This window comes from Butyrivibrio sp. ob235, assembly GCF_900109475.1.
Taxonomy (GTDB): Bacteria; Bacillota; Clostridia; order Lachnospirales; family Lachnospiraceae; genus Butyrivibrio.
Genome location: NZ_FOBE01000008.1, coordinates 16,002 through 38,309, shown reverse-complemented (window position 1 = coordinate 38,309; position 22,308 = coordinate 16,002). Strand labels below are relative to the sequence as shown.

Here is a 22,308-nt window from a genome sequence, read left to right as displayed (position 1 = left end):
AATTATATTTTTATGGAAAACAAATCATTTGGGGGATATCAAACCTACGGTAACAGCGCCTATCAGGCTGCACCGGTTGCAACAACTTATCAAAACAACGGCAGTTCTGCAATGCAGAAACAGCCACAAGAGATGGGAATGGTCGGAAGTGTTCCATTTCCTGTGGATAAGTCCATTCCAGGCTTTGAAATAAATGAAAACACCGTACTTAGTCCTTATGACGAAGATATGTTTGCGGAAGAAACAAAGAGCAAAAAGCCGATTTATTTGGCCATCGCCTGCTCTGTAGCAGCACTTGCTCTCGTAGGCATCTGTGGATTTTCCATTTTTAATTTTAGCTCTAACCGCACTGTTACTCCGGCGGAGCCCGTTGCCGTTACTACGCAGATTGTAGCCAAGGATGTCAAGGATATGACTCAGGGCGAAAAGCAGGCCATAAGACAGGCTCAGGATCTACTTACTTCCGTTCCTTACTCCAGAGAACATCTCATCGAGGAACTTCAGGACAAATACTATGGCTTTTCCGAGACGGAAGCTACTGTTGCCGTTGATTATCTTGAGGCCGAGGGACTTGTCGACTGGAACGATGAAGCAATCAGATGGGCAGAAATACTGCTTGATGGTGCTGCTTATTCCAAAGATGGACTAATGGAAGACCTTTCTGAAGGTTATATGGCTTTCACTAAAGAACAGGCCGAATACGCAATGAACTACATCGAAACCAACAAGAAAGCCGACTGGTACGCAGAGGCAAAAGAAGAAGCTGAACTCTACGTAGGGTTATTTGACGATGTTACCCATGACGATCTAGTTAAATTTCTTGTGGACGGTTACTCTTTCACCCAGAAACAGGCTGAATACGCGGCAAAGAGCGTAGGATACTAAACCGCCAGATATCTGTAATGCAGCCACCGGAGGATAACATGAACGAATCGGATGAACGTTACAGCACTGCTGAAGATGCTATAATTGATTCCTTTTTTCTTCTGATAAGGGAGAAGGATCTGGAAAAGATAACGGTAGCTGACGTGATTCAGAAGGCAGGGATCGTACGCAGCACCTTCTATAATCACTATGAGAATATTCCTGCCCTTGTGACCGCTGCAGAGGACAAGACCTTAGATGATATTTTTCGCATGATGGAGAGCTTTCATCCCGAGAACGATCACGATATGTGCAAATCTTATTTCCTTGCGATATGTAATTACACCAGGAATAATCCGTTTCTTGCTAATCTCTTAGAGAGCGCTCGCGGTGACACATTTTTTGAAAAAGCCATGCATATGTTCCATCGTTACGTAACAAGCGTTACCGATGAAACTCACGCAGAGAGCGCGTCCAGGGACAATTTTTCCTATCTTATCGCGGGTACAATCGGCATTACCATCGGTATATTACATAAATGGATAGCGGAGGATTTTGCATCCCCCGCTGAAAATATCGCTGATATTATGACCAAAATGTTCCTTGGCGGCGTTTTACCATATCTGAAATAATTTGTATTTATACTGCCGCCATTATCTCTCCCACTGACATATCGGGATGTTCCACACCTTTGAACAGTATGCGCATCAGATAGTAGTTGAGAAGCTCCACGTCTTTTTCCGTGAGGTCCGCTGTCTGATAGTGGTATGAAAAATTAAGACCTCCGTCCTCCGTATGTGATACCGTGAGATACAATTTTTTGGTGGCTGCGCCGTTTGCAAACCACTTCGTATGCATCGGGATATCCTTTAAAAGCGGATTATTAAGCTTTACCGGCATGGGCTGATAGGTTAGAAAACAACTCTCGTAGGTAGTATGTGCAGGCGTGTGATAGCGCTTTTTTATCTCCTTTTTTATTAGCTCCGGATCATAGCTGTTGAACATATACACCTTGTTCTGCATGTTCTGCACTTCATCCGCTGCCGCCGTGAATTTCGTATCGCCGGATATCACGGTTCTGCAGGGGAACATGATGGTTCTGCTTCCGCCTGACATCCAGTCGTTTCTGGATAGTCTTCTGGCAATGAAATTCTCCACGGTTATATCTTCCTGCCCTCCATTTTGCTTGGAAAGGTAGGTCCTAAGCCCAAGTAAAAGCAAATTGGTTATGGTCAGGTTATGCCCCTCGCAGAAGTCAAACAGTTCCTTTGTGGGATTAGCGTCAAGCTTGTAGTCCTTAACCGCAACAAACAACTGCTTTCTTTCAATATCAGCCGCTCTTAAATTCGGGTTTTTGTGCTTCTTTCTTGCTTTTTCAAGGACAGCACCGCCCTGTATATCAGAGTATAAGGGCTCTCCCCATTTATCCAGCATACTCCCCCAAAACTGTTTTGCTCTCTCTACTCTCTTTTCATTGGATGCCTTTGTCAGGTCCCTCTGCAGGGCTTCCTCATAGTCCACCAGATCGGCAGGGAACTCTGTACCGAACTTATAATGAGTATAGAGCGCCATAATGTCTCCGGTCATGACGAATATTCCGCAGGAATCGATGAGCCTGTGATCCATATGTACAAAGAAGCCGTTGTAACCCTCGGGAAGTTTTGTCAAAAACACTTCGCACATTGGGATATCATCGCCGTCAAAGGTCTTGTATGCCCATTCCTGCATTACGGCATCCGCCTCCTCCATTGTCAAATCAGACAAATCCCTAAGCGGTATGTCTCTGTCATCCTTTTCTATCAGATACTGCTTAACATCCCCGTTTTTATCCGCCTTGGTAAATCTGATTCGCATACAACCGTATCTCTCCATTTCCAGACGGATGCATTTTTTCAGAAGATCAAAATCAATCTCCACCTTGAGTGATGCAATAAAGCTGAGCCCCGATACCTGCTGTGTCCCATATTCCTTTATCCATCGGTAATGCATGTTCTGTGCTGCTGTCAGCGGATATTTCTTAGTCATAACGTCCCTCCTCATACCTCATTTATGAGAGAAAAGTTATCACAATCCTCCTCGCCATTCCATACCCTCCCCGACTTAACAAACACTTCTCATCAAAATGACCGATATCTTCCATCCATTCGGATAGGATGATATTATAGGAGATAAGAATAGTTTTAGGGGGAATAGTTAAAATGAAGCTCAATTATAAGCGGACAATACTTATCGGATTTGCTTTTATGTCCATCTGCGCCTTCTGGCAGTTTTATGACAATGAAATCCCAAAGATACTAACCTATCATTTCGGGCTCGGCGAGACCCTTACGGGCACTATTATGGCCTTTGACAATGTTCTGGCACTATTCCTTTTACCCATGTTCGGAACACTCTCCGACAAGGCTAATACCAGACTGGGTAAGCGCATGCCATTTATTCTTATCGGAACCGTCCTGTCTGTAATTTTATTCCTTTCTCTCATATATATTGCTCATGTCAGTACTAATCTTCAGCTTTTTATCTATATACTGCTTTTGCTCCTGGTTGCTATGGGCATTTACAGATCTCCGGCCGTATCACTGATGCCTGAGCTGACCCCCGCAGTGCATCGAAGCGGAGCCAACGCCATCATCAACCTTATGGGAACCCTTGGCGCAGTATATACACTTATAATGATCAAGGTTTTCCTTAAATCCGCTGCAGTCGAAGCAGAAACAAATTACACCCCTCTGGCCATAGCAATTGCGGCCTTTATGGTGATTACAGTTGCTATTCTTTTCTTTACGATTCCCGAAAAAAGGCTCATGTCCGAGGTCCGTGAGGGTGTTGAGAACTTTGACGGAGATGACGTGCGTGAATTAACAGGAAAAGATGAGGATGAAGCCTATCAGAACGCAGGAAAACTTTCCCGAGACGTATTCAGAAGCCTTACCTTGTTGCTTTGCTCCGTATTTTTGTGGTTTACAGCCTACAATGCGGTAACTACTGCTTTTTCCAGATATGTAACAGAAGTCTGGGGACTCCGCAACGGAGCCTACGCTGACTGTCTGATGATAGCAATGATAGCAGCTGTTCTTTCATATATTCCCGTGGGCTTTGTTTCCGCCAAACTTGGTAGAAAAAAGACAATACTCATAGGTATAACACTAATGAGCATCTGTTATCTGTCTGCAGCTCTGATGCCGCAGTATAACGCTTCTCTGAACTTCCTGTTCGCAATTATCGGAATAGGCTGGGCCGCGATAAATGTTAACTCCTACCCCATGGTCGTGGGCATGGGTGAGAGCCGCGTCATTGGCAAATACACCGGTCTGTACTATACCTTTTCCATGGCAGCCCAGGTATTTACCCCGATTTTTTCCGGATTTTTGCTTGAGCACGTATCCTACAGAACTCTGTTCCCCTATGCATTCGTCTTCTCCTGCCTGTCCTTTATTACCATGCTCTTCGTTAAACACGGAGATGTAAAGCCCACAGCCAAGAAGAATGTGCTGGAACACTTTGATGTCGACAACTGATTACCAATATTTCTGATAACAGGTTACTACTATGAAGAGACTATTTAATCAAAACTGGAAATTCCTGAAAACTCCCGCAGGCACTACCTTTGATGAGGCTCATAAGTGCCTGGGCGATTTTAACGATGTGGAGATTCCTCACGACTGGATGATAGAGGACGATCAAAGTCTGTATGCGGACGCAACCGGGTGGTATTTAAACCACTTTGAAGCTATGGACGAACGGCGTCTCTTTTTCGTCTTTGACGGAATCTATATGGACAGTATTGTATATATAAACGGGCATGAAGCCGGTGAATGGAAAAGCGGTTATTCCCAATTTGTTCTGGATGTAACGGACTTCGTAGTTCCCGGCACCAATGAGATTCTTGTCGCTGCAAGATGCAAATATCCCAGTGCCAGATGGTACACAGGTGCCGGTATATACCGCAATATCTGGCTCTGCGACTACAGTGATGTTTTCATCCCGGAAAATGGCATATATGTACATTCAAGCAAAATAGGCGAAAGCTATCTTCTGGAGATTTCTACGGAGATTTCCGGCCTTAAGAAATCCGATGAAAATGAGAATGTCTATGTCAGACACAGATTGTTTGACAACGATGGTAATGAAGTACCTATCATGCCCCAAATCAACAAAGATGAAGAAGTTCACACCTACAGACGCTTTATTGTAGATAATCCCAAGGAATGGAGCCCTTCCTCTCCTGTACTTTATGAACTCCTGGTAGAGTTATACGCAGGCGTCGATGTGGATACATCAAATCAGCACACATATCCGATTCAGACAGAGAACGTCAGAATCGGTTTTAGAAATATTCGTTTTGACAACAATAGGGGCCTTTTCATAAATGATAAGCATATAAAGCTAAACGGTGTCTGCCTGCATCACGACCTTGGTGCCCTTGGCGTCGCCTTTAACAAAGGTGCAATGAAAAGACGCCTTGTTCAGCTGCAGAAAATGGGCGTAAATGCCCTCCGTCTTACTCACAATGTCTATGATCCCGCCGTACTTGATATGGCTGATGAGATGGGCTTTTTAGTGCTCTCCGAGTCTCTGGACATGTGGGAACGCTCAAAAACCGATTATGATTTTGCAAGATTTTTCCCCGACTGGTATAAAAAAGAGGTTGAAAGCTGGGTCAGACGCGACAGAAATCACACAAGTGTATTCATGTGGAGTATCGGAAATGAAATATATGACACCCATGTGGACAGCAGAGGTCTTGAGCTTACTATCATTCTCCGGGATGAGGTCAGAAAACACGATCCGCTAAGAAATGGTCTTGTTACCTCCGCTTCGAACTATATGGAATGGGAAAATGCGCAAAAATGCGCCCCGGAACTCGATGTTGTGGGATATAACTACCTGGAACGCTTATATAAAAAGCAGCACAAAGCCAACCCCGAATGGATAATCTTCGGAAGTGAGACTTCCTCCATCGTTCAGAGCCGCGGAATTTACCATTTCCCGCTCGATGAGCACCTAATTAAGGAATCTGACCTCCAGTGTTCCTCCCTGGGAAACAGCATTACCGAGTGGAGTGCAAAAAGCATGGAAGCCTGCGTCTGTGAGGATAGAGATATGGAATTTTCTCTCGGACAGTTCCTCTGGACAGGCTATGACTACATCGGAGAGCCTACGCCCTATGAGACGAAAAACTCTTACTTTGGCCTGATAGATACCGCAGGCTTTTTCAAGGACGCCTATTATGTCTGGAAATCCGCATGGGTAAACTGCAAGGACGATCCCTTCGTTCACATTTTCCCCTACTGGGATTTTAATGAAGGTCAGCGCGTTGATGTGCGCGTAGTCAGCAATTTACCCTTTGTAGAGCTGTTCTTGAACGGTAGAAGTCTTGGCAAACAGGAACTAACCCACGCACCCGGGGCCGGAAATCATATTATCGCCGATTACAGTGTGATTTATGAAGAAGGCGAACTTCGCGCTGCCGCTTACGATGAAGAAGGAAAAATCGTTGCCGAGACCGTAAGACGCTCTTTTAAGGATACCCATGCCCTTAATGTGACAACGGAAGATGCCGGTGATCTCATTTTTGCTGAAATAAGTGCAGTGGATGAAGACGGAAATCCTGTCGAAAACGCGCGTGACTACGTAAAGGTAACCGTAGAAAACGGGACTCTTGTAGGTTTTGATAACGGAGACAGCACCGATTACGACAGCTACAAAGCTGATACGAAAAGGCTTTTTGCAGGAAAAGCACTCGTTATTGTAAAGAAAGAAAGTACTCTGGATGCGGAAGGCAGTTGTATAACAAACTCCGTTCCGAAGGTTGTGCCCTCTCTCCTTCCGGGAAGTGATATCAGAACTATAAAGCTTAAAGTCTGTGAGAAAACTTCCACAGATAACGGCATATATACACTGACTCCGGGCAATAAAATAATCACCGTCTCTGCCGAAGTATTCCCCGAAGGAGCAGATGACAGCGATTTATGTTTTAGAATTCTTAGCAGAAATCGCGGCGAGACAACCATCGCAAAGGTTAGACAAGACGGCTGTAATGCGATAGTTGAAGCCCTTAGCGACGGCGAATTCGTTCTTCGATGTGAAGCCTCAAACGGTGCCAATGAAGTAAAGGTTATTTCAGAACTTGATTTTAAGTCAGTTCATTCTGATGAACAGTAAAAGGAAAGCGAGTGGCACAGCTCACCATAAACTCATAACTAAACGGGAAGCTCTCAATATGCCACCCATCCATGAAGGAGTTTTCCTCTCTGGGATCTAGGAAAAAGCCGCTTCCTATCGCCTTTAGAACTGCCTCTACAGAGGTCCAGGCCTTCGCCCAGCGAAGCTTCTCTTCGGGGCTTTGAGGCTCTTCGGCAGCTTTATCGCAGCCGGGATTCTCTTTTTCTCGCATACTGATAAGTTCATCGAAATATGCGACCGGAAGAATACGCTTAAGTACAGAAAGCGTGAGTCTTTCCGTGCTCTCAATATCAACTCCGACAGGCACTTTTGATACGGCCAGCACCACATAGCTGCCGGCATGTGACAAACTAAATTCCTTGGACTTATCACTCAAAAACGGCTTCCCGTGCTCCCCAAAGGACAATTGCTCATCTTTGGTCACTCCGAGGACCTTGGACAATATGTATCCGGCACCAAGTTCCTGCATTTTTACGCTCTCTACCTTAGCTCTGCGGTGTTTATCTGCGTAATAGGGTGCAATACCTTGTACAATATTGTCTTCCCGGCCCTTCAGCCGCTCTGTATCCAGTATATAAATATCTACGCTGTCTTTCATTTAAACGCATCCCACTTATATTTGCATGAAGGATTCCATATGATCCATGAATAAACTCCGTTCTCATTAACAGCCCTAATCTGATCCTGTATTTCTTCTACTCCGTAATCTCTGTATTTTGACAGATAAGATGCTGTAAATCCCTGAAGCCAGGGGCGTACCGAAGCTTGCTGTCTTTTTCCAAGCGGATTGACCACTTTAAGCTCGGCATCGGAGTATTTCATGGCCGCATCCACGGTCTCATAGGGATGAAGATCTGGATAATCAAGCCCCATAGAACCCTCGTAGTAATGTGAAGGATAGATCATTGGCGAGAGATACTCGCAGTTCATGGAAAGCCAGGAGTATTCCTGCCCTACAATGTCTCTGTCAACCTTGGAGCCCATCGCTGTTCCGAATACATCAAGCGAAAGCGGCATCCCCTCCTTTTTGAGACTAAAATGAGCATCGCGGACGAATTTGTAGATAGCACGGCGTCTGCCGTAGCCATTCATTCCAAGATCCTCTTCCTTTATCCCTGTGGGAAATCTCACATAGTCATACTGAACTTCATCAAATCCGGCCTTTTTACAGCCAAGAGCTACTTCGATGAGATAGTCCTTTACTTCTTCGTTCTCGGGATCCATCCAGGAAAATCCCTTGCTATCCTCATATAATTCACCGGATGCCTTTTTCAGAACCCATTCCGGTTTTATATCATCGATTAGAGGATCCCTGAAGGCAACGCATCTTGCAATCGCATAGATTCCATGCTCATGAAGTGTGTTAATAAGTCCCGGCATATCTCCTACAAGAATATCCTTTGTCCCAAGAGAATCCACAAGTTCTGAATCCATGTCGAACACTATGTTGCCGTCATCATTTTTAACATCTATTACCACTGCGTTTATGGATGTCTCGTCTATATGAGTTATGATTTCATCCATCATATTCTTCGTGCCTGCAACAAAGGCACTCACGTATATTCCATGGATTTCACTTTCGATATTTTCATTATCCTCCTCTGCAGCCACATTAAAGCCGGTACCGCAAAGAAGGCTGGCGCACAGCGCGCCGCATAAAAACCTTCTGCTATTGTTAATCAGTTTCTTAAATTTCATCTCAGCCTTCCTGCATTGCCTGCTCAATAGCGTAGGAAAGCTGGTCGGGACAGGATGTACTCTTCATTCCGCATCTGATGCCGCGAAGCTTGGCAATGGCATCCTCTGCCTTCATACCCTCCACGAGTCTTGATACACCCTGAAGATTACCGTTGCAGCCGTTTGTAAAGGCTACATGCTTAATAATTCCACCCTCAACGTCAATATCAATCTGTGTGGAACAGGTTCCTTTTGTCTTGTAAATCATTTAAAAAACTCCTTTAATACTTTTTTACTTATTCTGCTGTTATATCAGCACCGAAATACTTCTCCGAAATCTCTTTCAGTTTTCCTTCTTCCCTGAGCTCCTTAATTGCCCCATTAATCGCCTCACGAAGAGAATCGTTGTCAGAGCCCTTTGCAAGCGGGATCGCATACATTGTAACTTCCGGATCAACAGCAGCAACCTTAAGCTCTGTTGTTCCTGTTGTATTGAAATAATCCTGAGCAGAAGTATTGGCATTTATTGTAGCATCTACAGTGCCGTTAAGGACAAGTGTCATTGTCTCACCGAGCGTATCCACATTTGAAACGGTTGCACCATGCTCTTTTCCCATAGCCTCATAGGTGGAACCTGCGGAATTCGCTGTTGTATGGCCGTTTAAATCGTCAAATGAAGTGATAGTATCATTTGTTGCCAGAGTAACAACCACGGCGTGGTCGTAAGCATAAGGCTCGGTAAAGTCATAGGTTCCCTTGCGGTCGTCAGTGACATCAACTCCGTTAGCCATCATATCAAAAGTGCCGGTGGATACTCCGGTAAGGCCTCCGTCAAAGGCAACCTCCTGGAAGTCCGCCTCTACGCCGAGCTTTTCGGCAATAGCAGCTGCTACTTCAACGTCGAAACCGACGAGCTCATCTGTGGTCTCATCGTGGTAGGTAAAAGGTGCCCAGCAGCCTTCCGTAGCAACCGTGATTTTTCCTGCCGCCTTGATCTTTGCAAGGTGATCATCTCCGGAACTTGTCTTTGCTCCTCCGGCTCCCTGTCCGCAACCTGCGACAAAAGTTGTAATCATCACTGCTGCAAGCATCATAGAAAGATTTTTCTTCATTATTTTCCTCCTGTTCTTGTTAAATATGAATAACCAATTCTGGTACTACCCTGTAATTCTCAGGAACTCTCTGGTCTTTTCCTCTCTGGGATTCTCGAAGATATCCTTAGGACTCCCCTCCTCGACAATAACGCCGTCTGCCATAAAGACAACCTTGGATGAAACCTCCTTTGCAAAGCCGATCTCATGAGTCACAACTATCATTGTCATGCCGTCATCCGCAAGTCTTCGCATTACTTCCAGTACCTCTGCAGTAAGCTGGGGATCCAGTGCAGAAGTCGGCTCGTCAAAATAAATTATGCTCGGATCCGTAGCCAGTGCTCTTGCAATTGCCACTCTCTGCTGTTGACCGCCGGAGAGCTGCGAGGGATATTTATCCACGTGTTCAAGCATTCCAACCTTCTTAAGGACGTCCAGAGCCTTTTCCTTTGCCTCTTTTTGCGGAATATGGCGTGCTGACGTAAGTCCCAGAGTGACGTTCTGAAGTACTGTCTTATTTGCAAACAGGCAATAGTTTTGAAAAACAAAGCCCGTATGCTTTCTGACAGCGGCCATTTCTGCTTTACTTACCTTTGAAAGGTCGTATGTAGTCCCATTAAATAACAGCTGTCCTTTATCTGCTTTTTCCAGAAAATTTATGCATCTAAGGAGCGTGGTCTTACCTGAACCCGAAGCCCCGAGAACAGATACCACATCGCCCTTTTCAATCTTAATATCAATGCCCTTTAGCACATCTCCGGCGCCAAAGGTTTTATGTATGTTTCTAACCTCTAATAAAGCCATCTCTAACCCCTGTTATTTCCTTACGCCGTAGCTGCCAAGCGCAAGCTCTCCTCTCTTTTGCACATAGGTCAGCACGGTGCAAAACAGCAGATAAACTATGGCAACCTCAATGTACAACGGAAGATAATTATAGGACTGTCCCGCAATTTGCTTGGTCCTTGTAAACATCTCAACCACAGTTATGCTTGATGCAAGCGACGTATCCTTAACCATGCTGATAAGAGCATTAAACAGCGACGGAAAAGCCGTTCTGAACGCCTGGGGCAATATGATATGCCACATTATCTGCATATAGTTCATCCCCACGCAGTATCCTGCCTCAAGCTGTCCCGCAGGAACAGCCTCCATGGCGGCCCTTACTGTTTCTGCACTGTATGCACCTTCATTTATCGTAAAGACTATCACCGCCATAACAAACGGATTGGAATGAATTCCCAGAAGCGGAAGCCCGTAAAAAGCAACCATCAACTGAACGAGGAGCGGTGTTCCTCTGATAATCCAGATGTAAAACCGGCAAATCTGCCTTGCTACCGGAACCTGCGCGTATTGTACCATCGCAACAAGTACCGAGAGAATTGTTGATAGTATAAAGGCCAGAGCCGCCAGCGGTATTGTAACCTTTAAACCATATTCCAATATTTTGGGAAAAGAGCTGATGATCAGCCCCAATGTATTTTCGTCAAACATTATCCTACTATATTTCCAATTTTATATTTTGTGCAATCTTTTTAGTTACAATATATTACGCACCATATTGTGCGTAAAGTCAATACCTTTTTATTATACATAAAAACAGGCAAAATGTATGTCTACATCTTGCCTGTTCTATTAATTTGTTTTGATATCCATCAGTGAACAACCACCGGTGTTCCGACATTTACTCTGTCAAAAAGTGCTACTGCTGTATCATGCGGCAGGTTCACACATCCATGGGATCCGTTAGTCTTGTATATCTCGCCTCCGAAGGAACTTCTCCAGGATGCATCGTGAAGACCTATGTGACAAGGATTAGGTGTGAACTGCATCCATCTGTCAACCCATACATTCCAGGTAGGTCCTACCAGATTCTTACCTGCAATATGAGACTGAATCGTATAGGTACCTCTTGGTGTCCCGTTTCCACGATTAGGATTGCCGGATACTATAGGTGACTGAAGTGCAACCTGACCATTTTCATAATAGGTCATGCACTGTCCGTCTATATCAACATCCACATAGGTGCTGTACGGTAATCCATTTACCGGTTCGTTCGCCGGTGCTGCTTGTTGCGTAGGTGCTGCCCCACCCGCAAGCGCTGCCTGATACTTTGCAGTATCCTCCTGTTGGTTCTGGGATCTTCCCTCTTTTACGCCATATGTTATGTAATGATTGTAAAGAACGGCGGGATCATTTCCCAAGGCTGCCACTACATCAGGATACTTATTAGCATAAAAGTTCGCATCAAAGCCATCTGCCGATACACTGACCTTAGCTGTGAGAAATATCACGAACGTTAATGCTGCCAATGATAAACCAATTATTCTTCCACGCATTACTAATCCCCCTCAAGATAGAAACACGATATTATGTGAATAAATGTATTTTATCACATTAGCGCGAGAAAAACCGCTATTTTATGCTTTTTTTATAGAAATTACCTATATTCTTCAAATACTTTCATGAGTTCCGGATAAGGCGTTTCAAACGTTTTTCTGTCAATTATTCCGAAGTTTTCTCCGTCTCCGTTAAACTGACCGTTATCCCACCATACACAGGGAATATTCTTTGCTCTCGCCTTTTTCAGATAATAGCTGAGCCATTCTACTCTGTCTGCTTCGTTGTCCTTGTTCACAGCACCGAATTCACCGATTATAACCGGTACATTCTTGAAGAATATAATTCTCTCAATATCAGATAAAAGCTGGTCGAGATCACCATGATCGTTGTCATAGGTGGATCTTCCGGGGCTCTCAAGGGCAAAGGTATAAGGTGTGTACGCGTGAACCGAAACCGCTACGCAGTCGTCCTCGGGAAGCTCAATAGCTCTGAGACAATTACCCTGTGAGCTTGCTGCATATCCGGGGAACATAATAAGACGCTTTTCATTATTTCCGCCTGCAGCTCTTATAGCCTCATATCCTGCCATATTTACAGCATTTACGACTTCTCTTCCTTCCTTGTCACCGCCGTTCCATTCCACGTCAGTTCCGACTTTTCTGGGCTCGTTCTGAAGCTCGAAAATAAGGTGCGTATCATAATCCTTGAATCTCTCGGAAACCTGTGTCCAGATTGAAGCGAGTTTCTCAGAAGCCGCATCCTGATTGTCATAGTAAGGATAGTTCCAATCCTCATGGTGAACATTAATTATGGCATATGCACCTCTGCCATATACGTAATCCACAACCTCCTGAACACGGTCCATCCATGCAGAATCGATATTGCCCTCTTCATCGATGTGATCCTTCCAGGTGATCGGAATTCTTACAGTGTTGAAACCAAAATCAAGAACTGCATCGATCAGCTCCTGTGTAGTCTCGGGATTACCCCAGCAGGTCTCCTGCTTTGACGGCGGATCGCTTATCTTAATATTTGAATCATGTGCATCAAGAGTATTACCGAGGTTCCATCCTATAGTCATGTCATTGACAATTTCCCATGCAGGTGTTGTAGCCACGCTGTCCTCCTCTGCCGAATCCGTATCTTCAGTTGTTTCTTCTGCGGCTTCTACTGCTTCATCTTTGCTTTCATCCAAAACTACTTCTGTAGATTCCGCAGTAGATTCCGCAGTAGATTCTGCAACTTCTGCTGAATCTGCGGGTTTAACGGAGTCCTGCGCAACCGTTTGCGCACCATTGCCTTCGCCTGTTCCACTTCCGCAGCCTGCGGTGGATATCATAGTTACTGCAAGCAGCAACGCCATTACTTTTCTTTTCATTTTCTTTTCCCTTTCCACAAAATATTACTCTGACTAAAACAGCCAGAGTAATAAAGTATCCAAATATCAATATACGCCAATGTCTAGGAAAAGGGTACCATTTTCATGTTAAAAATGACATTATTCTGACATCAGGTGATTTTTATTATTTATCAAAAGCGAATGTCCTTTGAAACGCATTTATGGCCCGTAAGCTCAGCAGAACGTGCATCAGGCTGAGATACACCGGCAAATACCTTGAAGCTGTCTGAGAAAATCTTTCTATTTCCTTCATCATCAACGGAGGTAAATGCTCTTGCGCTTATATGAACAGTAATCTCCTTCTCCTCGCCTGCGCCGAGACGAACTCTCTTAAAGCCGCAGAGACAGGGATTCGGGATCGCTTTATCAAAACCTGTATCCTGAATGTAAACCTGTACAACATCCTCTGTTTCAACGCTTCCATTGTTAGCAACTGTTATTTTTAAATCAGCCCCGTAACATTCAGAATTATCAGCTTTATTAAATGTGTATTTAGTATCTTCAGAACTTGTTGTAACTGCCTTATCACATAAGGTAACATCCATATCTTTCACGCTGCAGTCACCGTAGGTAAGTCCGTATCCGAAGGGATAGAGAACCTCGCCCTCAAAGTATCTGTAGGTGCGGTTTTTCATGGAATAATCCCTGAAATCCGGAAGATCTGCAGATGAATTGTAGAAGGTCACGGGAAGCTTTCCTGAAGGAGAAATCTCACCAAACAGTACCTGTGCTACTTCTACGCCGCCTCTGGCGCCGGGATACCAGGTCTGAAGCACTGCTCCTGCACGCTCCTCGGCTACAGAAAGATCAATCGCACTTCCTGACATGTTAACGACAATTGTAGGCTTGTTGCAATCAAGAACAGCCTTAAGAAGCTGTCTCTGTGAAAGAGGAAGATTCAAATCTATCTTGTCACCTGAAGCGAACTGGTTACCTGTATCACCTTCTTCACCCTCAAGAGTCTCGTCAAGGCCGACAACTACAACTACTACGTCGGAATAATCTGCTACAGTCTTAGCCTCGGAAAGTCTGTCGGGCTTATTGGGATCCGCAAGTCCGCTTACATTCTCCTTCCAGAGATCACAGCCCTCTGAATACATAACACGTGTATTTTCTCCGACCATGTCCTGAATACCCTCAAGAACAGTGATATATCTTGAAGAAGTACCATGGTAATTTCCGACAAGAGCAGATCTTGAATTTGCATTGGGTCCGATTATGCCGATGGTTCCGATTCCGTCCTTTTTAAGCGGCAGAATTCCGTCGTTCTTGAGAAGAACCATACTCTCAGCTGCAGCTCTCTTTGCAACCGAAAGATGCTCTTTACACTCAACCACCGTGTAAGGAATCTTGTCATACTCGGTCTCATCAAACATTCCGAGAAGATATCTTGCAGTGAAAAGTCTTTCACAGGATGCTGTTATAACGCTTTCATCCAGCATCCCTGCGCGATATGCATTCATTACTTTCTGATAGGTACATCCGCAGTTAAGATCGCAGCCTGTCTCAAGGGCAAGCTTTACTGACTCCTCGGGAGCACCTGTCACCTTGTGATTTTCATGGAAATCTCTGACTGCCCAGCAATCGGATACATAATGACCTTCAAAGCCCCATTTTTTCCTGAGATAGCCGTTCATCAGCTCCTCATTGGCACAGCAGGGCTCATCGTTTGTTCTGTTGTATGCGCCCATAACAGCCTCAACACCGGCTTCCTTTACACATGCCTCAAAAGCCGGAAGATAGGTCTCCTCCAGGTCCTTCTTGGAGGCGATGGCATTGAAATGATGACGCTCTCCCTCAGGTCCCGAATGCACTGCAAAGTGCTTGGCACATGCAGCAGCCTTCATATATTCTCCGTCGCCCTGGATACCCTTTACAAAGGGCACAGCCAGTCTGCTTGTAAGATAAGGATCTTCTCCGTAGGTCTCATGACCTCTGCCCCATCTGGGATCACGGAAGATATTTACGTTGGGCGCCCAGAAAGTTAGTCCCTTGTAAATGTCTCGGTCCTCTCTCTTGGACTGCTCATTATATTTCGCACGGCCCTCAATAGCGATAATCTCACCTATACACTGCATGAGTTCTTCGTCAAATGCAGCTGCAAGGCCGATTGCCTGAGGGAACATTGTTGCGGTACCCGCACGGGCTACTCCGTGGAGCGCCTCATTCCACCAGTTATATGCAGGTATCCCCAGCCTGTCTATAGCAGGGGCATCAAATTTGAGCTGCGAGGCCTTTTCCTCAACAGTCATCTTAGCTACAAGCTTTTTAGCTTTTTTTCTTGCCTCTTCTCTGTTCATCTCATCACCTTTCCCAATAACACTTGTTTTTTATCACTCCACAACCCCAAATCCAAGAATTGTAAACTTCTTTCTCTCATCGCCCTTTGCCATGCGAACTTCTACTTCGTGTGTCTTATTCTCCTCTTCATTAAGGATTATCAAAGGATTACAGTGTGTCCATCCGTTAATATGAGGATCGGCATCAATAGCCTTTTTGCCGTCCACGTACACTTCGGCGGTTCCGAATATATTCTCTCCGGAATCCTTTGATACGATAAGAAGCTTTTTACAGTTTATCTTCATGCAAAATGGTTCCGGATTGTCACTTTCTCCATCGTAATACCAGTTATAAGGGAATTCCGGCACGGGAACCACTTCACTGTCCATTTCAACCATCTGAAGCATCTTATCTGTTCCCGAAAAAGCGCCTACCTGTACTTCTGCGCTTCCGGGATTTTCACGATCAATAAGGAATACTTTTTCAAAATCAGCTCCAATCGCAGGCTTTCTTTCAAGAAGAGCTGAATCTTCCTCAGACTCTGTACTGCTTACGGATTCTCTTGTCATCTCCATCAGGCAATCGCACATAACCTGATGTCCGAGGTTACTCGGATGATAGATATCATAGAAAAACTGCTTCTTGGAAATAACTCTTCCCTCGCCGGGCTTTAAGCCAAACTGAGGAGTTACCGCATCAAGAACGCTCACCATCGGAAGGTCATAATTTGTTCCGACAGGTGAAAGTCTGTCCTGAAGGTTCCAATCGTAGGAAAATACTGCGAATAATAAAATAACTGCCGGTTTCCATGGTAATGCAAGGCACTTTCTTACAAGACTCTCATAGCATACGCCCTGGGTCTCATCTCCCTCATCGTTAACGGCAAATTCTATTACTATTAAATCGGGTTTTTCCTTACCGTCACGGAGAACATCTCTCTCGAAACGAATCATTCCAAGCTCGGAGGGCGTTCCGCCGACGCCTGCTTTTATTAGATTTACTGCACCGCCGTTTGCGAATTCTTTCTCAAAAGCATCAGCATATATTCTTGCGTAGCATTTTTCATGAATCGGAATCGCGCCAGCACCCTGAGTTATTGAGCCACCGATAAATGAGAGTGTCACATCCTCTCCTCTCTTCGCTTTATCGATCACGCTGCGAAGACGCAGGAGATTGCCCTTACTCATTACGGACTTGGCAATCATTTTCTTATATGCATCAGATTCAAAATCTACTGCGCTGTCTGAAAGCTGCTCAGGCGCTTCGAATCCATCGTGCAGATAAAAGCACACATCTGCCATAGCCTGTATGCCCGATTTTTCAAATTCAAAGCGGATCTGTCCCGGTACGGTATCTGTGTCATACCATGTTATCTCGGTAAGATCTATAATCTGCTCTGAGCCGTCAGCCACAAACTCTTTGCTTACCATTGTTGCGGGATCGCACTGGTTTGCGCCATACATCTGAAATACGAAATTAACCTTCTCAGTCTTTGAATCTTCCGTAACGGATACACCTATGCTGTGTACAAGCTTCTTAAAGCCCTCCGCAGTCCTTAACATATCGAGGAGCTTTTCATCCGTTACATTACCTGTCAACTTCGCAGAATCGGGAAGTCTGCCGCTGTCTTCATAGATAAACTGAATTCCTCTTCCATCCGGCTGAGGTGCCGCAAATATTCCCTTGTCCTGCATTATGTAAAAATATGGTCTTTTCTTTGTTGGATCCTTAGGGGCTACCGGCCCCTTTCTTTCTTCGTTACTCATGCTGTCCTCTTTTCTATCACGGCCATCTGCCCGGCCTGGGTTTGTTAACACTTATTATCCCTGAGCTCTCGAGATTTCTGAGAAGCAGTAGTCTTGCCTCTCCGACCTTCTCTGGCTTTAACATGTAAAAACTGTAGGTTTCTATTAAGGAGAAGAGATTTCCTGTTCTTCCCTCAATTTTGAAGTTATTTATACCCATAGGCACATATTTCTCCCAGATCATCTCCGGAGAAACAAAGGTTGAATACTCCTGAATAGTGTATATACAATTCTTATCGCCGTATTCACAGGTCCAGGGCTTTATGGGCTTTTGTTTATCCTTGGGAAGCTTTCTGTTCTCAAGGGTTGTTCTCTGATTTATTGCAATATTTTTGTAGTGATCGCCTCTGCGCTTACAATCAGGCACGCAACAAGCGTTTATGAGCACTTCCAGCTTTTCCTTGTGCTCTACTTTCTCTAATAAATCCCACTTGTTATTTAAATTGTAATCAAGGACCACATACTTATAATCCTTGTTCATTTCCTCATTCAAAGCTTCAACATCACGAATTTCCTTGCAGGTTGTGCTGTTGAAATGATAGGAGGAATATTTTTCCCTCAGATACTTTTCCAATATTTCCGAAAAAACAAGGACCTCATTCATTCCGTTATCGCCGACTTCCATGCAGAAGTTACAGAAAGGATCATCCAGGTCATCTTCGGTCAGAAGTGGATTTGTAAAAGTGTACCTGATCGGTATTCCCTTTGCGTTGATGCTCTTTACCACATTTTTCACGAATCCTGCATCACACTGATCGTTCCCCAGGAATCTTCCGCCATTCCAAAGCGCAAGCGGAAATGCTCCGAAAAATGATGCTATTTCAACACCTTCCCTGAAATACTCGGGGTGCTGTTCCAAAAGACTGATCCAGAACATATTTAGCGGATAATTGTATCTAAGTCCCGGAAGATGAAATTTTACCTTGTTCATAACTAATACCTCTGAAAAAATATGGGGCGGCCAAAAGTTCAGCCGCCCCTCTGATTCTCCACTTATCGAGTTAAGCAGAAATTATTTATTTGCATCGTCGATGTATGCCTTCCATGTATCAGCAATAGCCTCAACCTGCTCAGAAACTACACAACCGGGTGTGATGTTCCAGATGAAGTCTGAACCAATGCTCATGTTAGGAATCATGCCGTGATAAGCAATTGTGCCGTACTGAGGCTCTGACATCATTGTGATTGTCTCATCAACAGCTCTTGTATCGAAGATACCGTTACGTGCTGTAGAAAGGAATCCGTTGAAGTCTTCATAGCCTTCAGGCTGATTTGTCCAAAGATCCCAAGCAAATGCAAGTTTCCAAGCCTTCTCCTCATCATAGCAAGCAGGAATAGCTACCGGGTTGTTTGTCCAAACGTTGATGTAATCCTTGCCCTTAGGTCCCTTCGGGAACATTACGAAACCGAGTTCGTCTGTCATATCCTCAAGGAAGTTGCCGGGTGTTCCAGCATACTCATCCTCTACAAGGAATGCTGCCTGGCCGTTAATGAACTGCTCTTTGTAGTAATCCCACTCAGCGCCTTCAGGATTAGCCTTCTCAGCATCATAGTTATCAAAAATCTTTACTGTCCACTCAAGAGCTTCAAGAGTCTCAGGGCTCTCAAGGTCATATGTGTACTTACCGCTGGAATCCTTACCAACAATGTCGCCACCGTTAGAGAAGATTGCCTGTGTTGTCATAACACCTTCGTTAAGTGTCATACCGTAAATATCGATAACACCGTCGTTATCTGTATCGCGCTGAACCTTGGAAAGAAGATCCTCGAAAGCATCCCATGTCCATGTTCCGTCTGCCTGCATATCATAGATTGTCTCAGGGTCGATACCTGCATCTGTAAGAAGTCTCTTGTTGAAGTATACACCTGTTCTGGGCTCTGACATGCCAGCATACATAGCGTAAATCTTGCCGTCTTTGCCATACTGCTCATGCAGTCTGTTCTTCTGGAACTTATCCTTGCTGAAATCAAGGCAGTCAAGTGTAGAAAGATCATACATAAGTCCGCTTGCCATAGCAGATGTGATAGCCGGATCATCACGAAGGATCCAGAGATAGTTCTCGTCGCCGCCTGTTGTAGCATAGTCAACGAAATCTGCAGGTGTTGAACCCCAGTCAGAAATAGCCTGCTGCTTAATTGTGAAGTTGTATGTCTCCTGAATCCAATCTCTGTACTCCTGCTGAGCTTCCTCATAATCGTTAGCGGGTTCAGCCGGGTCGCCTGACCACCAGTCACGAATGATGATTTCCATACCGCCGAGATCGATAGGGTTACCATCTGCATCTGTCTTTACTTCAAAGAGATCACTGCTCTCCTCAGCGTCAGCTTCTTCAGCATCGCCAGCATCCTCAGATTCAGCATCTGCTGTCTCCTCAGCTGCTTCTGTGCTCTCCTCAGCTGTAGCTGCTGTGTCCTCTGTAGCCTCTGTGGAAGTTGCTGTTGTTGCATCTCCCCCGTTAGATGTAGCGCCACAACCAACAGCACTCATTGTCATTGCTGCAAGTGTAATAGCAGCTGTTACTTTTTTGGTTAATGCCCTTTTCATTTTTGTCCTCCTTTTGTTTTGAGATTTGAAAATCTCATTTTAAAGTTATATAGAAGCCATCTGCCCCGGCGCATTCCCGGGTGCAACCAGGGCAAATGGGCATTCCCTGATAAGAAAAATATTTTATATACTCTCCCACCAACGCGGTGCGAAGAGATTTTTTACATCTTGATACCTGTGCTTGCAATACTCTCTACGAATGCACGCTGTGCGAAGAGATAGAGAATGATGAGCGGCATAATGATCATCAATGTACCTGTCGCAAGGATACAGTTTGAATAAGCTACTGAAATTGTAGTCTTAACGCCGTTGATACGCTGGATATAGGCACCCAGGCTATCAATGATACGTGAAAGGCTTGTACTTACAAGCTTTGTGTTTCCAAGGAACAATCTGGAATAAAATCCATCTGTCCACTGCCAAACGAAGGCAAACAGGAAGCATGATGTAATAGGCGGCTTAGCCTGCGGAAGCATGATTCTTACAAAGGTCTTAAGCATTCCGCATCCGTCAACATATGCAGCTTCTTCAAGATCGATAGGAAGTCCTCTGAAGAACTGTCTGATGATGAATATGTACAGACCATTTTTTAACCCCATACAGCCTGCGCTCATCAGATAGTAAGGAATAGCTGAACCCCTCAGGTTTAATGTGCTTCCCGTTGTAAGCTTAAATAGGCCGAGAATATCAAAGAATCTGAAATGCAGATGCAGTGAACTTGCTATTGTCTGCGGCGGGATAAGGATTACCAGAATAACACAGGCAAACCATATCTTCTTAAGCGGGAAGTCGAATCTTGCAAATCCGTATCCTACAAGTGTGCAGACCGTGATCTGCAAAAGTGCGATAGTCAGTGCTACAATAAGTGAATTCACAAGAGCCTGACTGTAATTCATGAGCTCAGCAGCAAGTCTGTAGTTCGCTGTTGTAAAGTGCTCAGGAATCGCAATAACGATAGGATTGTACAAATCCTGCTCAGTCATGAAGCTGACTGATATTTTATTCAGGATGGGCTGAAGTATCATGAAGCACATTCCGAAAAGTAGAATGAATCTTACAATACTAACACCAACATCCATTATACGCTTTTTTAGGAGATATCCGCCGGAAAGTTTGTTTCTTTCCCAAAAAGTTTTCTGGGAATGATCCACATTTTTCTTTTTTTCCGCACCGGCTCTCATTTTCTGTGCTAATGCCATATCAGTCATAGTAATAAACTCCCTTCGAGATAACAAGAGATGTAATTCCGACAAATGCAAGTACTACAATGAAGTATATCCAGGACATTGCAGACGCATTACCATACTGCAACTGGTCAACCATTACCTTCTGGATTTTTTCGATAACTCCGTTATCGGAACGCATACAGAAATCAACTACTGTATAGAGCCAGTTTACGAGGAAAAGTGAACTGATCATCGGGAAGGTAATCTTCCAAAGACTTTCCCACTTTGTACATCCTTCGATATCAGCAGCCTCATACATACTGGATGAAATGCTCTGAAGACCTGAAAGAAAGATAATGATCTGAATACCTGAAGCAATAGCAACATCATAGATATTGTTAATAACTTCAAATACCTTTTCATAAGCTCTTACGCCGATGCCGGCAGTACGAAGTATACTTTCCATAGCAGCCGTTACGCTTACGCCCTGAGTTGACTGTTCAATTGTCTGTGCAAGTGCTGCCATAAGCTGGTTGTTTGACTCAAGTCCAACGATTACACCTGATGAAAGGATAACCGGAAGGAAGAATATCGCTCTTACAAGAGCACGTCCTTTGAACTTCTGGTTAAGTATCAGTGCTACGAAGAAACTGAATACTATGATAGCCAGTGAGTAAACAATCATTCTTGATAACTCTTCAACCAGCAGTCTTGTAAACTCAGGATCTACTCTGAAGGCATAGATATAATTGGCAAGACCAAGCCAGGTTGTTTTGAAATCACCTGCTCCCAGCTCAACATTGCAAAAACTCATCTGAAGAGACTGCCTTAAAGGATTTATCATGAATACCAGAAATCCGATTACGAAAGGTGCAATAAATGCATAACCGGCTTTCGCTTTTCTCTTCTGCAGTCCTACAATTTTCTTTTTTTGCTTCTGCTTTTCCATAAAACC

19 protein-coding genes are annotated in these 22,308 nt (G+C 44.5%); 4 read left to right on the top strand and 15 right to left on the bottom strand.

Going from position 1 to position 22,308, the window contains the following annotated elements; all coding sequences use genetic code 11:
* Positions 1 to 12: 12 nt before the first annotated feature.
* Entirely contained in the window at positions 13 to 885 is an 873-nt protein-coding gene (locus BMW61_RS07995; protein ID WP_091820841.1) for an Ltp family lipoprotein, read from the top strand.
* A 38-nt stretch (positions 886 to 923) separates the two neighbouring features.
* Positions 924 to 1,496 carry a TetR/AcrR family transcriptional regulator gene (locus tag BMW61_RS07990; protein ID WP_022761249.1) on the top strand — a complete coding sequence of 191 codons (573 nt, stop codon included), beginning with the start codon at positions 924 to 926 and terminating at the stop codon, positions 1,494 to 1,496.
* A 7-nt stretch (positions 1,497 to 1,503) separates the two neighbouring features.
* Here the strand turns inward: BMW61_RS07990 and BMW61_RS07985 are convergent, their stop codons facing one another.
* The gene (locus BMW61_RS07985; RefSeq protein WP_091820839.1) at positions 1,504 to 2,889 is read right to left on the bottom strand and encodes a condensation domain-containing protein; all 1,386 of its coding nucleotides are present in this window, start codon (positions 2,887 to 2,889) and stop codon (positions 1,504 to 1,506) included.
* Between the two features lie 173 nt (positions 2,890 to 3,062).
* Here BMW61_RS07985 and BMW61_RS07980 point away from each other — a divergent pair, with 173 nt between their 5' ends.
* A complete protein-coding gene (locus BMW61_RS07980) occupies positions 3,063 to 4,382 on the top strand; it encodes an MFS transporter (protein ID WP_091820837.1) in 1,320 nt (439 codons plus the stop codon).
* Positions 4,383 to 4,413: 31 nt separating this feature from the next.
* On the top strand, positions 4,414 to 7,029 hold the full coding sequence (locus tag BMW61_RS07975) for a glycoside hydrolase family 2 TIM barrel-domain containing protein (protein ID WP_091820835.1): 2,616 nt from the start codon (positions 4,414 to 4,416) through the stop codon (positions 7,027 to 7,029).
* Here BMW61_RS07975 and BMW61_RS07970 read toward each other — a convergent pair.
* From BMW61_RS07970 to BMW61_RS07905, 14 genes are all read right to left on the bottom strand, one after another.
* Entirely contained in the window at positions 7,001 to 7,648 is a 648-nt protein-coding gene (locus BMW61_RS07970) for a 4'-phosphopantetheinyl transferase family protein (RefSeq protein WP_091820833.1), read from the bottom strand. The two genes, BMW61_RS07975 and BMW61_RS07970, sit on opposite strands and share 29 nt — an antisense overlap.
* Entirely contained in the window at positions 7,645 to 8,748 is a 1,104-nt protein-coding gene (locus tag BMW61_RS07965) for a putative glycoside hydrolase (protein ID WP_091820831.1), read from the bottom strand. Before BMW61_RS07965 ends, BMW61_RS07970 begins: the two co-directional genes overlap by 4 nt.
* 1 nt (position 8,749) lies before the next feature.
* Positions 8,750 to 8,995: a TIGR03905 family TSCPD domain-containing protein gene (locus BMW61_RS07960; protein ID WP_026498163.1), complete on the bottom strand. Its 246-nt coding sequence runs from the start codon at positions 8,993 to 8,995 to the stop codon at positions 8,750 to 8,752.
* Between the two features lie 28 nt (positions 8,996 to 9,023).
* Positions 9,024 to 9,839 carry a transporter substrate-binding domain-containing protein gene (locus BMW61_RS07955; RefSeq protein ID WP_022761243.1) on the bottom strand — a complete coding sequence of 272 codons (816 nt, stop codon included), beginning with the start codon at positions 9,837 to 9,839 and terminating at the stop codon, positions 9,024 to 9,026.
* A gap of 45 nt (positions 9,840 to 9,884) precedes the next feature.
* The gene (locus BMW61_RS07950; RefSeq protein WP_022761242.1) at positions 9,885 to 10,622 is read right to left on the bottom strand and encodes an amino acid ABC transporter ATP-binding protein; all 738 of its coding nucleotides are present in this window, start codon (positions 10,620 to 10,622) and stop codon (positions 9,885 to 9,887) included.
* A gap of 12 nt (positions 10,623 to 10,634) precedes the next feature.
* Entirely contained in the window at positions 10,635 to 11,309 is a 675-nt protein-coding gene (locus BMW61_RS07945; RefSeq protein ID WP_022761241.1) for an amino acid ABC transporter permease, read from the bottom strand.
* Between the two features lie 161 nt (positions 11,310 to 11,470).
* On the bottom strand, positions 11,471 to 12,154 hold the full coding sequence (locus BMW61_RS07940; protein ID WP_022761240.1) for a L,D-transpeptidase: 684 nt from the start codon (positions 12,152 to 12,154) through the stop codon (positions 11,471 to 11,473).
* 101 nt (positions 12,155 to 12,255) lie between these two features.
* On the bottom strand, positions 12,256 to 13,536 hold the full coding sequence (locus BMW61_RS07935; RefSeq protein ID WP_091820829.1) for a glycoside hydrolase family 5 protein: 1,281 nt from the start codon (positions 13,534 to 13,536) through the stop codon (positions 12,256 to 12,258).
* A 152-nt stretch (positions 13,537 to 13,688) separates the two neighbouring features.
* Positions 13,689 to 15,857, bottom strand: coding sequence for a glycoside hydrolase family 3 C-terminal domain-containing protein (locus BMW61_RS07930; protein ID WP_091820827.1), 2,169 nt, complete (start codon positions 15,855 to 15,857; stop codon positions 13,689 to 13,691).
* Positions 15,858 to 15,890: 33 nt separating this feature from the next.
* On the bottom strand, positions 15,891 to 17,603 hold the full coding sequence (locus tag BMW61_RS07925; RefSeq protein WP_091820825.1) for an SGNH/GDSL hydrolase family protein: 1,713 nt from the start codon (positions 17,601 to 17,603) through the stop codon (positions 15,891 to 15,893).
* A gap of 16 nt (positions 17,604 to 17,619) precedes the next feature.
* Positions 17,620 to 18,573 (bottom strand): hypothetical protein, encoded by a 954-nt coding sequence (locus BMW61_RS07920; RefSeq protein ID WP_091820824.1) that lies wholly within the window; start codon positions 18,571 to 18,573, stop codon positions 17,620 to 17,622.
* An 81-nt stretch (positions 18,574 to 18,654) separates the two neighbouring features.
* Positions 18,655 to 20,187 carry an ABC transporter substrate-binding protein gene (locus BMW61_RS07915; protein WP_091820822.1) on the bottom strand — a complete coding sequence of 511 codons (1,533 nt, stop codon included), beginning with the start codon at positions 20,185 to 20,187 and terminating at the stop codon, positions 18,655 to 18,657.
* 161 nt (positions 20,188 to 20,348) lie between these two features.
* Positions 20,349 to 21,395, bottom strand: coding sequence for a carbohydrate ABC transporter permease (locus BMW61_RS07910; protein WP_242876664.1), 1,047 nt, complete (start codon positions 21,393 to 21,395; stop codon positions 20,349 to 20,351).
* Positions 21,388 to 22,302 (bottom strand): carbohydrate ABC transporter permease, encoded by a 915-nt coding sequence (locus BMW61_RS07905; RefSeq protein WP_026498156.1) that lies wholly within the window; start codon positions 22,300 to 22,302, stop codon positions 21,388 to 21,390. The genes BMW61_RS07910 and BMW61_RS07905 overlap by 8 nt, the downstream gene beginning before the upstream one ends.
* Between the last annotated feature and the right edge of the window lie 6 nt (positions 22,303 to 22,308).

What these genes read in the sequence shown, in the direction of transcription:
- BMW61_RS07970 (WP_091820833.1), bottom strand. Translation starts at nt 7,648, where the DNA reads ATGAAAGACAGCGTAGATATTTATATACTGGATACAGAGCGGCTGAAG.
- BMW61_RS07990 (WP_022761249.1), top strand. Translation starts at nt 924, where the DNA reads ATGAACGAATCGGATGAACGTTACAGCACTGCTGAAGATGCTATAATT.
- BMW61_RS07930 (WP_091820827.1), bottom strand. Translation starts at nt 15,857, where the DNA reads ATGAACAGAGAAGAGGCAAGAAAAAAAGCTAAAAAGCTTGTAGCTAAG.
- BMW61_RS07960 (WP_026498163.1), bottom strand. Translation starts at nt 8,995, where the DNA reads ATGATTTACAAGACAAAAGGAACCTGTTCCACACAGATTGATATTGAC.
- BMW61_RS07905 (WP_026498156.1), bottom strand. Translation starts at nt 22,302, where the DNA reads ATGGAAAAGCAGAAGCAAAAAAAGAAAATTGTAGGACTGCAGAAGAGA.
- BMW61_RS07995 (WP_091820841.1), top strand. Translation starts at nt 13, where the DNA reads ATGGAAAACAAATCATTTGGGGGATATCAAACCTACGGTAACAGCGCC.
- BMW61_RS07985 (WP_091820839.1), bottom strand. Translation starts at nt 2,889, where the DNA reads ATGACTAAGAAATATCCGCTGACAGCAGCACAGAACATGCATTACCGA.
- BMW61_RS07920 (WP_091820824.1), bottom strand. Translation starts at nt 18,573, where the DNA reads ATGAACAAGGTAAAATTTCATCTTCCGGGACTTAGATACAATTATCCG.
- BMW61_RS07915 (WP_091820822.1), bottom strand. Translation starts at nt 20,187, where the DNA reads ATGAAAAGGGCATTAACCAAAAAAGTAACAGCTGCTATTACACTTGCA.
- BMW61_RS07950 (WP_022761242.1), bottom strand. Translation starts at nt 10,622, where the DNA reads ATGGCTTTATTAGAGGTTAGAAACATACATAAAACCTTTGGCGCCGGA.
- BMW61_RS07955 (WP_022761243.1), bottom strand. Translation starts at nt 9,839, where the DNA reads ATGAAGAAAAATCTTTCTATGATGCTTGCAGCAGTGATGATTACAACT.
- BMW61_RS07975 (WP_091820835.1), top strand. Translation starts at nt 4,414, where the DNA reads ATGAAGAGACTATTTAATCAAAACTGGAAATTCCTGAAAACTCCCGCA.
- BMW61_RS07980 (WP_091820837.1), top strand. Translation starts at nt 3,063, where the DNA reads ATGAAGCTCAATTATAAGCGGACAATACTTATCGGATTTGCTTTTATG.
- BMW61_RS07945 (WP_022761241.1), bottom strand. Translation starts at nt 11,309, where the DNA reads ATGTTTGACGAAAATACATTGGGGCTGATCATCAGCTCTTTTCCCAAA.
- BMW61_RS07935 (WP_091820829.1), bottom strand. Translation starts at nt 13,536, where the DNA reads ATGAAAAGAAAAGTAATGGCGTTGCTGCTTGCAGTAACTATGATATCC.
- BMW61_RS07910 (WP_242876664.1), bottom strand. Translation starts at nt 21,395, where the DNA reads ATGACTGATATGGCATTAGCACAGAAAATGAGAGCCGGTGCGGAAAAA.
- BMW61_RS07965 (WP_091820831.1), bottom strand. Translation starts at nt 8,748, where the DNA reads ATGAAATTTAAGAAACTGATTAACAATAGCAGAAGGTTTTTATGCGGC.
- BMW61_RS07925 (WP_091820825.1), bottom strand. Translation starts at nt 17,603, where the DNA reads ATGAGTAACGAAGAAAGAAAGGGGCCGGTAGCCCCTAAGGATCCAACA.
- BMW61_RS07940 (WP_022761240.1), bottom strand. Translation starts at nt 12,154, where the DNA reads ATGCGTGGAAGAATAATTGGTTTATCATTGGCAGCATTAACGTTCGTG.